Annotated in this window: 14 protein-coding genes and 1 pseudogene; 7 read left to right on the forward strand and 8 right to left on the reverse strand. The window is 63.3% G+C overall.

All coding sequences use genetic code 11. The annotated features are described in order from the left end of the window. Positions 1 to 51 precede the first annotated feature (51 nt). Genes NKI24_RS07445 through NKI24_RS07460 form a run of 4 tightly spaced genes read right to left on the reverse strand, consistent with a single transcriptional unit; the run spans position 52 to position 4967 of the window. Positions 52 to 1527, reverse strand: a complete 1476-nt coding sequence (locus tag NKI24_RS07445; RefSeq protein WP_352448867.1) for an aldehyde dehydrogenase — start codon at positions 1525 to 1527, stop codon at positions 52 to 54. Next, entirely contained in the window at positions 1524 to 2582 is a 1059-nt protein-coding gene (locus NKI24_RS07450) for an LLM class flavin-dependent oxidoreductase (RefSeq protein ID WP_352448868.1), read from the reverse strand. The genes NKI24_RS07445 and NKI24_RS07450 overlap by 4 nt, the downstream gene beginning before the upstream one ends. 5 nt (positions 2583 to 2587) lie before the next feature. Next, positions 2588 to 4387, reverse strand: coding sequence for an alpha/beta fold hydrolase (locus tag NKI24_RS07455; RefSeq protein WP_352744164.1), 1800 nt, complete (start codon positions 4385 to 4387; stop codon positions 2588 to 2590). Beyond that, the gene (locus NKI24_RS07460; protein ID WP_352744166.1) at positions 4380 to 4967 is read right to left on the reverse strand and encodes an amino acid synthesis family protein; all 588 of its coding nucleotides are present in this window, start codon (positions 4965 to 4967) and stop codon (positions 4380 to 4382) included. Before NKI24_RS07460 ends, NKI24_RS07455 begins: the two co-directional genes overlap by 8 nt. Before the next feature lie 139 nt (positions 4968 to 5106). Between NKI24_RS07460 and NKI24_RS07465 the strand changes: the two genes are divergently transcribed. After that, positions 5107 to 5778, forward strand: a complete 672-nt coding sequence (locus NKI24_RS07465; RefSeq protein WP_352744168.1) for a GntR family transcriptional regulator — start codon at positions 5107 to 5109, stop codon at positions 5776 to 5778. 196 nt (positions 5779 to 5974) lie between these two features. Continuing rightward, positions 5975 to 6967, forward strand: coding sequence for a tRNA dihydrouridine(20/20a) synthase DusA (gene dusA / locus NKI24_RS07470; protein ID WP_352744170.1), 993 nt, complete (start codon positions 5975 to 5977; stop codon positions 6965 to 6967). 8 nt (positions 6968 to 6975) lie between these two features. On the opposite strand, the gene NKI24_RS07475 is transcribed toward dusA, so the two are convergent. Continuing rightward, entirely contained in the window at positions 6976 to 7680 is a 705-nt protein-coding gene (locus NKI24_RS07475; RefSeq protein WP_352744172.1) for a TIGR02281 family clan AA aspartic protease, read from the reverse strand. A gap of 13 nt (positions 7681 to 7693) precedes the next feature. After that, complete coding sequence (locus NKI24_RS07480; RefSeq protein WP_352744174.1) at positions 7694 to 7927, reverse strand: DUF1289 domain-containing protein; 234 nt, start codon at positions 7925 to 7927, stop codon at positions 7694 to 7696. A gap of 197 nt (positions 7928 to 8124) precedes the next feature. On the opposite strand from NKI24_RS07480, the gene NKI24_RS07485 reads away from it, so the two are divergent. Further along, positions 8125 to 9123, forward strand: coding sequence for a nicotinate-nucleotide--dimethylbenzimidazole phosphoribosyltransferase (locus tag NKI24_RS07485; RefSeq protein WP_352744261.1), 999 nt, complete (start codon positions 8125 to 8127; stop codon positions 9121 to 9123). Positions 9124 to 9127: 4 nt separating this feature from the next. Here NKI24_RS07485 and NKI24_RS07490 read toward each other — a convergent pair whose 3' ends face one another. Continuing rightward, a complete protein-coding gene (locus NKI24_RS07490; protein ID WP_352744176.1) occupies positions 9128 to 10642 on the reverse strand; it encodes a sensor histidine kinase in 1515 nt (504 codons plus the stop codon). Between the two features lie 75 nt (positions 10643 to 10717). Here NKI24_RS07490 and NKI24_RS07495 point away from each other — a divergent pair, with 75 nt between their 5' ends. From NKI24_RS07495 to NKI24_RS07510, 4 genes and pseudogenes are all read left to right on the forward strand, one after another. Then, positions 10718 to 11341, forward strand: a complete 624-nt coding sequence (locus tag NKI24_RS07495) for a thermonuclease family protein (RefSeq protein WP_352744177.1) — start codon at positions 10718 to 10720, stop codon at positions 11339 to 11341. Positions 11342 to 11383: 42 nt separating this feature from the next. Then, complete coding sequence (locus tag NKI24_RS07500) at positions 11384 to 11995, forward strand: glutathione S-transferase (RefSeq protein WP_352540524.1); 612 nt, start codon at positions 11384 to 11386, stop codon at positions 11993 to 11995. A gap of 13 nt (positions 11996 to 12008) precedes the next feature. Beyond that, positions 12009 to 12626, forward strand: a pseudogene (locus NKI24_RS07505) (uracil-DNA glycosylase family protein); the annotation flags it as partial. 201 nt (positions 12627 to 12827) lie between these two features. Then, positions 12828 to 13319, forward strand: a complete 492-nt coding sequence (locus tag NKI24_RS07510; protein ID WP_023675006.1) for an Lrp/AsnC family transcriptional regulator — start codon at positions 12828 to 12830, stop codon at positions 13317 to 13319. An 11-nt stretch (positions 13320 to 13330) separates the two neighbouring features. Here NKI24_RS07510 and NKI24_RS07515 read toward each other — a convergent pair whose 3' ends face one another. Further along, on the reverse strand, positions 13331 to 13903 hold the full coding sequence (locus NKI24_RS07515) for a DUF3299 domain-containing protein (RefSeq protein WP_352744180.1): 573 nt from the start codon (positions 13901 to 13903) through the stop codon (positions 13331 to 13333). Positions 13904 to 13918 lie beyond the last annotated feature (15 nt).

Consider the following 13918-nt stretch of genomic DNA (forward strand, 5'->3'; position numbering starts at 1 on the left):
GTTCGCGATCGGTCGTTTTCGCCTTGATCGCGCATCTCCGGCCGGCGGCGGCTACCGCATGACAAAAGGATCGGGAATCGGGTCGTCGGAGGTGCGTATCCACACCGATTTCGAACGCGTGTAGTCGCGGATCGCATCGAGGCCGCCCTCGCGGCCGAGCCCGGATTGGCCGTAGCCGCCAAACGGAACCAGCGGCGAGACCGCCCGATAGGTGTTGATCCAGACCACGCCGGCATGGATGCCGCGCGCCATGCGGTGGGCTTTTGCCAGATTGGTGGTGAACACGCCGGACGCCAGGCCGAACTTCGTGTCGTTGGCGAGCGAAAGCGCTTCAGCTTCGCTGTCGAAGGCTAGCACACAGAGCACCGGGCCGAAGAGCTCTTCGCGCACGCAGGCAAGGGTCTGATCAGGCGCGTCGATAATCGTCGGCGCGTAATAGAAGCCGTCCGCCATGCCCGCGGGGCGGATGCCGCCGGTGACCAGTTGCCCGCCCGCGGCCAGGCTTTCAGCAATGATCCTCTCTATCCATTCGCGCTGGCGCGAGGTGGCGAGCGGTCCCATTTCGATCGCGGGATCCTGCGGATCGCCAATCCTGATCGCCTCGGCCTTGCGCTTGAGCCGGGCGAGGAATTCGTCCTTCACGGAGCGCTGGACCAGCAGCCGCGAGCCGGCGACGCAGCTCTGGCCGGTGGCAGCGAAGATGCCGGCAACGACCGCGTTGGCGGCGCTGTCCAGATCGGCATCGGCAAACACCACGACCGGGCTTTTGCCGCCGAGCTCGAGCGTCGTGAAGGCGAGGTTTTCCGCCGTATTCCTGACGATCTGCCGAGCGGTCGAGGGACCGCCGGTGAAGGCGACGCGGGCGACGAGCGGATGACTGGTCAGCCGGTGACCGCAATCGTGGCCGAAGCCGGTCAGGATGTTGACGGTCCCGGCGGGAAATCCCGCCTCATGGACGAGTTCGGCGAAGGCCAGCAACGGGGCAGGGCCGTCTTCCGATGCTTTCAGAACGATGGTGCAGCCGGCCGCCAGCGCCGGCCCGAGCTTGACGGCGGACAGGAAGAGCTGCGAATTCCACGGCACAATGGCGGCGACGACGCCAATTGGCTCCGGCCGGATGGTCACTTCCATGTCGGCCTTGTCGATGGGGACAAACGAACCCTCGTGCTTGTCGGCCAGCCCGCCATAATAGCGGTAATAGTCGCCGACATAGGCAATCTGGGCGCGGGTCTCGCGGATGATCTTGCCGGTATCGCGCGTCTCGAGTTCCGCCAGCCGGTCGGCATTGGCGACCACCAGATCGCCGAGCCGCACCAGAAGCTTGCCGCGTGCCGTTGCCGTCATTGCCGGCCACGTGCCGGAGCCAAGCGCCCGGTGAGCAGCTTCGACGGCGCGGTCGACGTCATCAGACGATGCAGCGGGCATCTTCGCCCATGGCGCGCCCGTCGAGGGATCGATGCTGTCGAAGGTCGCCGCCACTTCGACGAAGCTGCCGTCAATATAGTTCCTGAATTGAGTAGTGCTCATCGCAATCCAGCTTTCGGCTCGGAAAAGGCCGGCATCACCCTGTCGATGAAGAGCTGCAGCGATTTCTTCTTGCGCCGATGGGAAAGGCCGCTGTCGATCCAGATCGAATACTGATCGTAGCCGAGCGCTTCGTAGGCCTTCAGCCTGGCGATCACCTCGTCGGCTTCGCCAATGACCAGGTTCTGCTTGATCTTGTCAGGCGCATATTGCGGCATGGCCGCGATCTCGTCTTCGGTCAGCGCTTCCATTATGCCCTGGTGCACCGGCTTCTTGTTCTGGAACCAGGCGCCGAACTGGCAGTAGAACTGCGACAGATCCTGCGCGAGCCGGTCAGCCTCCGCGGCATCCTCGGCGACGAAAGTATGCATCAGCAGCATGATCGCCGGCCTTGGTACGTCGGGGTGGGCATTACACGCCGCATTGAAACGCTCCATCAGGCTGGCCACTTCGTCATCGCCCGAGGCGAGCGGCGTAACCTGGACGTTGCATTTGCTGGAAACCGCAAAGTCGTGCGAGTTCGGATCGCGTGCGGCCACCCAGATCGGCGGATAAGGCTTTTGCAGCGGCTTGGGCGACGAGGTGGTTGAAGGAAACGACCAGAACTCGCCGGCGAGTTCGAAATCACCATCCCATAGGCCGCGGATCGCCGGCACCATCTCGCGCATACGCTGGCCGGCACTCCAGGCCTCGAGGCCTGGGAAAAGTCGCTGGTATTCGTAAGCGTAGGCGCCGCGCGCAATGCCGATGTCGAGACGGCCGCCGGTGATGACGTCGGCCATCGCTGCTTCGCCGGCAAGCTTGATCGGGTGCCAGAACGGCGCGACGATGGTTCCGGTTCCGAGCCGGATGCGCCTGGTTTTGGCGGCGAGCCACGCGATGTTGATGAACGGGTTCGGCGAGATGGTGAATTCCATCCCGTGATGCTCGCCGATCCAGGCAGTCTCGAATCCTGCCTCTTCCGCCTGCAGCACCAACTCCTCCAGCTCGCCGACAAGCTCGGAATGCGGCTTTGCCAGATCCGATCGCTCCATGTGCACGAAAAGCGAAAACTTCATCGGTTTCACCCGCGGCCGGAAAGAGGAATTTGAGAAGGCGAGGGCTTGGCGAGCGGCCGGACTTCGCCTTCGACCTCGTTGCCGACATAGACGCCGAATGCATCTTCCGTACGTTCGCGCGCATAGCGGGCAAGCATCGAACGCACCGCGGGATCGGCGATCTTCAGATCGGCGATCTTCTCGATGTCGACAAGCCGCATCTGGCGATCGTCGGAATAGGATCCCTCGACCGTTCCGCGATAATAAACATGCGTGCGCCAGGGTTCGGCGGCATCGTCCCACACCGCGAACAGGAAGCCGAGCTGGGCGTCTATGGCCCTGGCGGCAAGGCGCCCATTGAGGCTGCGCGCATCGTTGGGCGTGCCCAGTCCGCGCCCCGCAGGCAATTCATAAATCCCGTCGGCCGTTTCGACGAACAGCACACGGCCCTCGTTCTCGAGAATGGCGCCGACCTCCGTATCGGGGGGCGCCGCCGCCAGCGCCTCCTGGCTAAGGCCAGGCGTGACGTAGGTGCCTCTGCAATAACCGAGGGGCTGGGCTCCGTTGTGGCTGAAGTCGCGGACGCGGCCGATGAGGATCGAGTGATCGCCAGCATCGACCAGCTGCTCCATGCCGCAATCGAACACCGCAACGGAGCCGTCGATCAGCGGATTGCCGGTCCGGCCCGGTTGCCAGCTCACGGCCGCGAACTTGTCCGCTGCTTTGGAAGCGAAGATGCCGGAATGGGCCTTTTGGTCCTCTGACAGGATGTTGATGGCGAAACCTCTCGACGTCGAAAAAGCACTGTGCCCCAGCGCCCTCTTGGCGATGCAGACAAGCACCAGCGGCGGCTCGAGTGAGACCGAGGTGAAGGAGTTGGCGGTGAAGCCGCGCGGTTCGCCTTCCACTCCGATCGTTGTGACGATGGTGACGCCGGTCAGGAAGGAGCCGAGCGCGCGCCGGAATTCGCCGCTGTCAAAGACTGCATCCGTCTCCGGCTTCACGCCAGCGTCTCCTGCCGTGTCGAGAAATTCCATGATGTGTTTGGTCACTTTTTCAGGTGAAGCCATTGCCATCATGTGCCTTTCTCCATTGAGCACGAGGCATTGGCCGTGCGGCGCAAGCCTCGCCATCGCCGCCGACATGGCCGGGGTCGAATTGCTGTCCTGCGACCCGGTCATGAACAGGGCCGGCGCGGCAAGACCGGGGAGAGCATCGGCGTGCTCAGCATCGGCATGGGCAAAGAGGCGATAGGTGCGCGCGTAGCCTTCGGGGTCGACCCTTTCAAGGGCGGTGCGCGCTGTGGTGGCCGCCCCGATAAGATTCGCCGGCAGCGGGTCGCCGAACCAGCGGGCGAGCGTAGCCGCAATGGCGGAAGGGTTGCCATGGGTGCCGAGCGCGGCCGCACGCTCGCGTACGGCCTGCGCCAAGGCCGCGGGGCGGCGGAATACCGCATTGAGACAGACGATGGAGCGAACGCGCGAAGGGGTGCGAAGGGCGGTCTCCAGAGCGACCAGCGCGCCCATCGAATGGCCAACGATCGACACCGACGCCACGCCAAGATGGTCGAGCAGGCGGACCGCCTGATCGGCGAAATCCGACAGGCTGGCTTCTTCCGGCGGCAGCGGTGAAACGCCGTGGCCGAGCATGTCGATGGCGATCAGGTCATGATGGTCTTTCATCGTCGCGATCTGATCGTGCCAGATCGCGGCGTTCATGCCGACACCGTGAATGAACAGAACCGGCGCGCCGGAGCCGGCGCGGATGAAGCCGGTGCCGTCCGGAGCCGTGTCCCGGACCCATGCGGTGGCAGCGACGTCAGCCATGCAGGTCTCCGACCTCCTTGAGGTCCTGATAGCGGTCGCCGATACGATGGTGCGGGCGGCCGCCAATCGAAGCGCCAAGCGCCACCACCAGCTCGTCGGGCGCGGGCGCGTCGCCGATTTGGAAATGTACGGTCAGATAGTGGGAGCGGCGGCCTTCGTCGTTCTTGTCCATCAGCGGGATCATGATCGGGGTGTTCGGCCCTCCGCGCAGATTGGTGAAGGCGAGATAGGTCTTGGCGCCGACCGCGCGACGGTAATGGTTGCCGAAATGCAGCGTATGGATCAGCGCCGATGCATGCTCGATCTCGCCCGCCGTGCCGCAGACCGCGGCTTTGCCATAACCATCTATTGCCTCGCCGGAACCGGCAACGGCGATAATCTCGCGGGTCAGCAGTTCGCCGAGGACGGGAGCAATGACGCGGATCTCCGGCGACAGGTCGTCGGTGAAACCGCGGCCCGCCCAAGGGTTTGTCAGCACGGCGGCGACGCCGATCAGGCGCAACGGTTTTGGGGCTTCCTTGCCGCCCTCGATTAGCGTGTTCTCGATGTAAGTGACGATCTTTCGAATGGCTGGTTTCATGAGGTCCTCGGTCGCCACGGCGTCGTGCAACGCCGAAATCTTTAGATCATCTTATGGTATACCATATTATGGAGCACCAGAAGCCTTGTCAATCAGCTATGGAATCTGTTTTGTGGCCGGATCGGGGTAGGGAGAGAAAATGTCAGTCGATACGCTGCGGATCGACCGCTCTGCCAAGACGCTGAGGACGCTGGCGCTGGAGCGCATGCGTGAAGCGATCATGGGCTTCCATTTCCAGCCTGGTGAAAGGCTGGTCGAGCGGCCGCTATGCGATCAGCTCGGGGTGAGCCGTTCCGTCGTGCGCGAGGTGCTGCGGCAGCTGGAGGCGGAAGGCCTGGTGCAGATGATACCGGGCCATGGACCCGCCGTGGCCAAGCCGGATCTCGGCCGCACCGACGAAATCTATGAATTGCGGGCGCTGCTCGAGGGCATCGCGGCGCGGGCTTGCGCCCTAACGGCCACGGACGCGCAGATCGCATCGCTCGATGCCGCCTTGACGAACCTGCTTGAGGCGTGGGCGTCCGGTGCGCCTGTCGAAGTGATGCGGGCAACGACCAAGTTCTACGAAACGCTGTTCGAGGCGGCGGACAAGCGCATTGCCTGGGAAATCGTGACGGGGTTGAATGTCCGCATCAACCAGCTCCGCTCAATGACGATCGCGTCGGAGAACCGCCGCGAGCCGGCGATCGCCGAAATGACCGAAATCATGGATGCAATCCGGTCGCGCAAGCCGGACGAGGCGGAGGAGGCGGCGCGGCGGCATGTCGAATCCGCGTGGCAGATCGCCCGCAACACGCTTCGCCTTGGCTGACTGGTATGCCGCCGGCGGTCCATCGTTCCACGGCAGGCATCTAACTGGTGCGTACAGTGACATGTGTAACATGCCAATTTGCTTTCAGTTGCGGCGGCAAAATCGTATATCGGGTTAGCTGGGTGTGCATCTCTTGCCAAATTGCTCTGTCATTCGAACGGAGTATCGGACGGACTGAGACAGAAAAAATAGTAAAATGAATATGTTACGCCACAAAGTTGCCGTGGCGCCGATGATGGATTGGACGGACCGGCACTGCCGGTTCTTCCATCGCCAGCTGACGCGCGAGGCGCTGCTCTACACCGAGATGGTGGTGGCCGATGCGGTCATCCACGGCGCACGCGAGCGGCTGCTCGGCTTCGACGACAGCGAACATCCGGTGGCGCTGCAACTCGGCGGCGCCGATCCGGGAAAGCTGGCCGAGGCGGCGCGCATCGGCGAAACCTTCGGCTATGATGAAATCAACCTCAATGTCGGCTGCCCGTCCGACCGCGTCCAGTCGGGCACCTTCGGCGCCTGCCTGATGAAGACGCCCGTGCTCGTCGCGGATTGCGTCGCGGCAATGAAGGCGGCGGTGAAAATACCGGTTACCGTCAAGTGCCGCATCGGCGTCGATGAGCAGGATCCGGAACCGGCACTCGATGCGTTGGCCGATGGTGTTTTCGCGGCCGGCGCCGACGCGCTGTGGGTGCACGCCCGCAAGGCCTGGCTGGAAGGACTGAGCCCAAAGGAAAATCGCGACATCCCGCCGCTCGACTATGGCCGCGTCTATCGGCTGAAAGCCAGAAAGAAAAACAAATTCATCGGCATCAATGGCGGCATTCAATCTCTCGCAGAGGCGCTGACGCATCTCGACCATGTCGATGGCGCCATGCTCGGCCGCGCCGCCTATCGCACGCCAGGGATACTGACCGGCATCGATGCCGCGTTTTACGGCAGCACAGCTGAGTCGTTCGATTTTGCCGCACTGATCGATGCCATGGCGGATTACGCGTCACGCCATATCGAGCAGGGCGGACGCCTCGGGCATGTCACCCGGCACATGGTCGGGCTGTTTCACGGCCTGCCCGGTGCACGCCGCTACCGGCAGATCCTCTCCACCGAGGCGACACGGCCGGGTGCCGGAGCGGAGGTGCTGAAGTCAGCCTTCGCAGAGGTCGATTTCGGCCGGACCGCAGAGGCGGCCTGAGGAAAAACTTAATCCCGTAAAATCATGCGATCGCCACGGACGTCGAAGCCCGATAGCGAGCCGATGAAATTCATGCCGAGAAGGCTCTGGCCGAGCGTGCCTGGTGCGGCGATCATGATGGGCATGTCCTTGCGCACGATGCCGCCGATCGACAGTTCGTTGGTTCGCACCGCCGCCGCGCGTGTCATGCCGTTGGCGGTAGAGATCGGTATGGTGAAGCGGAGAGCCGCCGAATTGAACCCGACCGCCAGAGCGTCCTCGGCGGTCAGCACGGTGCTGGTCGCGCCGGTATCGACAACCGTCAGGATCGGCGTGCCGTTGATCGTGACGCGCGCTTCGAAATGGCCGCTGCCGGCCTTGTCCAGGGTGACGGTAGCATGGCCTTCTTCCACGCCCAGTGCCAGCGGACTGCCGGGAACAAGGCCGGCGGTGACGCGGCTGGCGAAATCCTGCAACTCATAGCGGTACTGATAGCCGGCGATCAGCGCCAGCACGATGGCACCCCAGGCGCCGAGGCTGCGGGCCATGGTGCCTAACGGCCTGCCCGATCTGAGCAGTCCGGCGCCGACGAGCGCCGCTAAAGCGCCAAGCCAGATCAGCTGGCTGAAATCGTAATTCTCAATGCCGAATGTACTGCCGGCGGAATCGTTGAGCATGAGCAGGAATACACCCGCCCCTATCGCGACGATCAGAATCCACAGCAGTCGGTTCATCTCTGCGGCCGGTTCACGAGAGGGCGTCGCGTTCGCGTGCCATGCGGCTGCGACGGGTTTCCCGGCGGGGGCGTCGCTCGACCGTTTCCAGCCTTGCCGGCAGCTCGGCCATGACGCTGCGGCGGGTTTGCGGGGTCATGTCGATCCAGGCGGCGATTTCCTCGCGCGTGCGCCCGCAACCGAAACAGAAGCCGGTTTTCATATCGATCGAGCAGACCAGGACGCACGGGGATTCAATGGCCGTCATAAGGATTTCCTTGGCTAGCCTCCACATGGTGCAACGACAAAGTCAATGCAAGCCCTCCGGGAAGCGCCGCCAACGAATGCTTTCGCGTCAATACCGCCAAGTTGTACCAGGCCTGGAGGTTGTGCCGGCTTGAGGTTGTGCCGGCTGGCCAAGGCGGCTATGCCGCTCACCAATTCACACGGATGATCGCCATCGACATGACCAGCGCGCTGCCTTTCGACGATTTTCGCGACCTCCTGGTGAGCCTGCCGCCGGGAGATATGGCGGCCAAGGCCCGCGTGCGCCAGTTGTTTGCCAAGGCAGACAAGCCCAAAGGCTCGCTTGGCCGCATCGAGGACATCGCCGCCTGGCTCGCCGGCTGGAGCGGCCGCGCGCCGCCGGCGGTGACGCGGCCATTGGTGGCGATCTTTGCCGGCAATCATGGCGTCACCCGCCACGGCATTTCGCCGCGCCCCGCTGCCGCCACGGCAAATGCAGTCGAGCTCTGCGCCGCCGGCGGTGCAGCAATCAACCAGATCTGCATCGCCAACGATCTCGGCTTGAAGGTGTTCGATCTGGCCCTGCACATTCCGACAGCCGACATTACCGAGGATGCGGCACTGGACGAGCGCGGTTGTGCCGCTACCATGGCCTTCGGCATGGAAGCGATTGCCGGCGGCACCGACCTGCTTTGCCTTGGCGACCTCGGCGTCGGCAATTCGACTGTCGCCGCGGCCCTTTGCACGGCACTGTTCGGCGGCACCGGCGCCGACTGGGTCGGTCCTGGATCAGGGGCGGGCGCGGCGATGCAGAGGCGCAAGGCGGAGGTGGTCGATGCCGCGGTCGCGTTGCACGGCGCGAGCCTCAAGGACCCGCTGGAAGCGCTGCGCCGGGTCGGCGGGCGGGAATTCGCCGCGATCTGCGGCGCCATTCTGGCGGCGCGGATGCAGAAGATCCCGGTGCTGCTCGATGGGTTTGCGGTGACTGCCGCCGCTGGTGTCCTACATACCGCCAACCCCGCGGCGCTCGATCATTGTCTCCTCGCAAGCCTGTCGCCGGAGTCTGGCCATGCCAAGGCCGCCGAGCGCCTCGGCCTTCGCCCGCTGCTCGATCTGGGCGTCAGTCAAGGCGAGGGGGTAGGGGCGGCGCTTGCCGCTGGGCTGGTCAAGGCCGCCGCGCTGACCAGCTCCGGCATGGCAGCCGCGGTCCGCGGTTAAGCATTCAGCGCCGGCGCGAGGCAACCGCCTTGGTCGGCAGCGCCGGCAGTTCCTCCATCACCCGGCTCAGCGGGAAGATGGCGATCGCCTCGGTGCCTTCGCGTAGCCTGGAATGGAGCTGGAATTCGCCACCATGCATGGCCAGCAAGCCTTGCACGATCGGCAGGCCAAGCCCGGTGCCCTGTTCGGCGCTCTTGATGGCGATCGAGCCCTGGCCGAAGGCCGAAAGCACGATCGGAATCTCGTCTTCCGGTATGCCCGGCCCATTGTCCTTGACGGAGAGATATTGCCCGCCGCCCGCCGTCCAGCCGACGCGCACGCGGATTTCGCCGCCGGTGGCGGTGAACTTGATGGCATTGGACAACAGATTGAGCGCAATCTGCCGCACCGCGCGTTCGTCGGCGAACAAGCGCGGCAAGGCGTTTTCGAAATGCTGGACGATGCGGATGTCCTTGTTGCGCGCCTTCAGCTCCATCATGTGGCAGCAATCCTCGACGACGGAGAGCAGCATCATCGGCTCCTCGTTGAGCTGGTAGCGGCCCGCTTCGATGCGCGACAAATCGAGAATTTCGTTGATCAGGTCGAGCAGATGCTGTCCGGAGTCGTGCACGTCACGGGCATAGTCGCGATAGGTCGGGTTGCTCATCGGGCCGAGCACCTCGTTGGCCATCACTTCGGAAAAGCCGAGAATGGCGTTGAGCGGTGTGCGCAGCTCGTGGCTCATCGAGGCCAGGAAACGCGATTTCGCCAGATTGGCGTCTTCCGCCCGCCGCCGTGCCTCGTCCGACATCGATTTCGCCGTCTCCAGTTCGGCAATCAGCGCATCCTTTTCGGAGCGGAACGACAGCAGCATCAGCGAGGAACGGTTGAGCTGGCGCGCTACATAGGCGAAGAAAGGCAACGAGGCGATCAGCAAGCCTGCCATGATCACTTCGACCGGCATCCATAATTTCGCACTGGCATAAGCATAGATGGCGACCGGGAGGGCGAAGGTCGCCAACAGCGCACCGCGCAGGGACGAGGCCAGGATCGCGGTTGCCGACATGGCGAGCAGCAGCACCACCGCCTTGGCGACCTGGAACTGATCCATTTGGCAAGTTTCGCAGCCGAGCCATGCGAACCAAGCCCAGCCAAGCCCGCACAGAAAATGGCCGATCAGGAAATCCCTGTGCGTCTCCAGCGGGTTGAGCTCGGACGCTTGAGTGACGCGTCTGGCCATGAATGCAACGATGGTATAGCAGATGAATGTGAACAGCGCCCAGACGCCGATCTCCTTGCCGATGCCCGCGAACAAGCCTGCCGCGGCCGTTGCCAGAACGAGCAGCGGAATGACGATCACGCCGCCGGTCATCGACAGCGCGTGGAGCTTCAACAGCTCGCGGTCGAAGTCGGGATTTCCGGCTTGCTGCGAAAGACGGTCGCGCGTCTTGCGCACCGCGCGCGCGACATCGCTGTTGCGATGGCGTTTCCTGCGGTCCACAATAAACTTGTCTGCCATGGTCGAGCGTTGCAGGGGCATGAAGTCTTCAATTTACGCGGGCAGCAATTTCAAATCGTTAAGCTACGTTCGAATGATTAACCAACGGTTTGCCATATGAGCCGTTCGTGGTCGCGATGGCCGCGCCAGCGATACTATGCGCCGCGTCCGCGAAGCCTGTGGCGCCGACTGATGGACTATGGGCTGACACTCATCGTGCTCGGCCTGCTGATCCTCCTGGCGGCGCGCCTCGACCGGGTGGAGACGCGCAAGACGGAGGGCGCGGCCACTGTCAATGACGGCGATAGCATCACGCTCGGCGGCGAGCGCATCCGCATGCGTGGCATCGACGCGCCGGAATATTCGCAGATCTGTCGCAAGGACGGTGCCGACTATCCTTGCGGCAAGCTCGCACGGCAGTCCCTGGTGCGGTTGATCGCCGGCAAAGCCGTCTCCTGCAGCGGCTGGCAGCGGGACCGCTACGGCAGGCTGCTCGGCGACTGCAAGGCCGGCGGCAAGGATCTCAACCGCGCACAGGTCGAGGCCGGCTGGGCGGTCGCCTTTGGCGATTTCGAGACCGAGGAAGCTGCTGCGCGCGCGGGCAAAGCCGGCATCTGGGGCGGAACTTTCGACGAGCCGAAGAACTGGCGCGAGAGCCACGGCCATGAGCTGGTCGAAAGAAAGCACGGTACCTTGGCGTCCATCGGCGACGCCTTGCGCGAAATTTTTCGCTTCTGGTGAGCTGTGCCTATAGTTCGTCGGGACGGACGAGGAAGGATAGAGATGAAGCTGTTCGACGGCGGGCGCGCGCCCAATCCACGCCGGGTTCGGATTTTTCTGGCCGAAAAGGGACTTCAGGTTCCGCTGGTGCCCGTCGACATGGGCGCGCTGGAGCACAAAGAGCAGCCGGTCAGCTCGCGCAATCCGCTGAAGCGTCTGCCGGTGCTCGAGCTCGACGACGGCACAGTCATCACCGAATCCGTCGCAATCTGTCGTTACTTCGAGGAACTGCACCCCGAGCCGGCTTTGTTCGGGCGTGGCGCGCTCGGCAAGGCGATCGTCGAGATGTGGCAAAGACGTGTGGAGTTCAATCTGTTCGGCTGCGTCGCTGCGGCGTTCCGGCACATCCACCCCGCAATGAGGGAATGGGAGATCCCGCAAATCCCCGAATGGGGCGAGGCCAACAAGCCGAAGGCGATCGAATTCCTGAGATTTCTGGACACTGAGCTCGCCGGCAGGGAATTCGTCGCCGGCGATGCCTATTCGATCGCCGACATCACCGGGCTGGTCGCCATCGACTTCATGAAGCCGGCTCGCATCAAGGTACCCGAAGAGTGCACGAACGTGCTGCGTTGGCATCGGGAAATCTCCAGCCGGCCGAGTGCCGCCGCCTGACAACGAGTTCCGAATGAGCGAAGAGCTGGAAGCCTTGGCGGCGAGGGTACGCGCCTGCCGCATCTGCGTCGATAACCCGGCCGGCAGGCCGTTGCCGCACCAGCCGCGTCCGGTGCTCAGGCCATCGTCGAATGCGCGTATCCTGATCGCCAGCCAGGCGCCGGGTACCAAGGTTCACATCACAGGGATGCCGTTCACCGACGCCTCCGGCGACCGGCTGCGAAGCTGGCTGGGCGTCGGCAGCGAGGAATTCTATGACACGGACAAGTTTGCCATCGTGCCGATGGGCTTTTGCTTTCCCGGTCAGGACGCCAAGGGCGCCGACCTGCCGCCGCGCCGCGAATGTGCGCCGGCGTGGCGCACATCGCTGATGGCGCTGATGCCACAAGTCGATCTGGTGCTGACGATCGGCATCTACGCGCAAAGCTGGCATATGGGCGCGGCGCGCCGTCCCTCGCTGACGGAAACGGTCATGGATTGGCGTGCCATCTGGGCGGCGCCGACCGACCCGAAAGTCCTGCCGCTGCCGCACCCGTCCTGGCGCAACACCGGCTGGCTGAAGCGCAATCCATGGTTTGAAATGGATTTGCTGCCCTTTCTGAGATCGGAAATCCGCTATCGCCTCGGCTAGGCATTCAGCAAGAAATCACTCGCTTTCGCGCTATCCAACAGAATTTCTTTCTTGTAAAAGGCCATGACAAGAGGGATTATGGTAATCCATTCCTCGAAGCGCGCCGCGCATGAGGGGACGCGCGTTAAATTCTTGTTTTTATGCATGTCGTTGTGCCAACGCCGCTGCGCACTTGGACGACTTGCATCAGGGGAGCACCCAATGGACCGCCTTGATAGAAAAATTCTCCGCCTCCTGCAGGAGGATGCGACGCTTGCAGTCGCCGACGTCGCCAAGAAGGTGGGCCTGTCGACGACGCCGTGCTGGCGGCGCATCCAGAAGCTCGAGGAAGAGGGCGTCATCAAGCGGCGCGTCGCCATCCTCGATCATGAAAAGGTCAATGTGCGGGTCACGGTGTTCGTCTCGATCCGCACCAATTCGCACAGCCATGAATGGCTGCGGCGCTTTTCGGAGGTCATTCAGGAATTCCCGGAAGTGGTCGAATTCTATCGCATGAGCGGCGACGTCGACTATCTCTTGCGCGTCGTGGTGCCCGATATCGCCGCCTACGACGCCTTCTACAAGCGGCTGATCGCCAAGATCGAGATCCGCGACGTGTCGTCTTCCTTCGCCATGGAGCAGATCAAATATACGACCGAGATGCCGCTGGATTACATGATGCTCGACAAGGAGTCCGGCGCCAACGCCGCCTGAGATTCGTCTGTTTAGTTCTTCTTTTTGTTCAGGAAAGTCCATGGCGAGTTGACCGGCAGCGTGATCGTGTCCGGCACCGTATCGACGTTGACCACCTCGGCCTTGTGCACGGTGTAACCCGACTGGATGACGCTGACGCCGTCAAGAATGAAAAGCTGGCTCTTCTCCATACCCGGTTGCAAGGCGCCGGTCACCGAAACCGGCTGGTAGGCCTCGGACATCCTGTAAGGGTGTGCAGGCGTGACGAGGACGATCTGGTTGGGCGGCGGCGTCGGCATGTGGCTGCAGGCTCCCGTCCACGGCACCAGCAGGAACTGGTAGACGAGATCGCCGTCGCGATCGACTGGCAGCGCATAGCCTGCGAGTTGCACGGTCTTGTCCTGCAAGTTGAGTGAGAGCGTCTCGCCATGATCCGGCATTTTGGCCGCGATCATTGGCAGTCCGACGCTTTCGGCGGCTGCCTGGGTCGCCGGGCGCAGATCCTTCCAGAAAATATGCACGGTCCCGGCGGAAGCGCTTGCCGCGATCGCGGACGCCAACAAGGCAGTTGCCATGATCGTGCCTGATTTAAAACGGTTGCTCATCGCTGCTCCGCCGTT

This window comes from Mesorhizobium sp. M0701 (assembly GCF_040320365.1).
GTDB lineage: Bacteria > Pseudomonadota > Alphaproteobacteria > Rhizobiales > Rhizobiaceae > Mesorhizobium.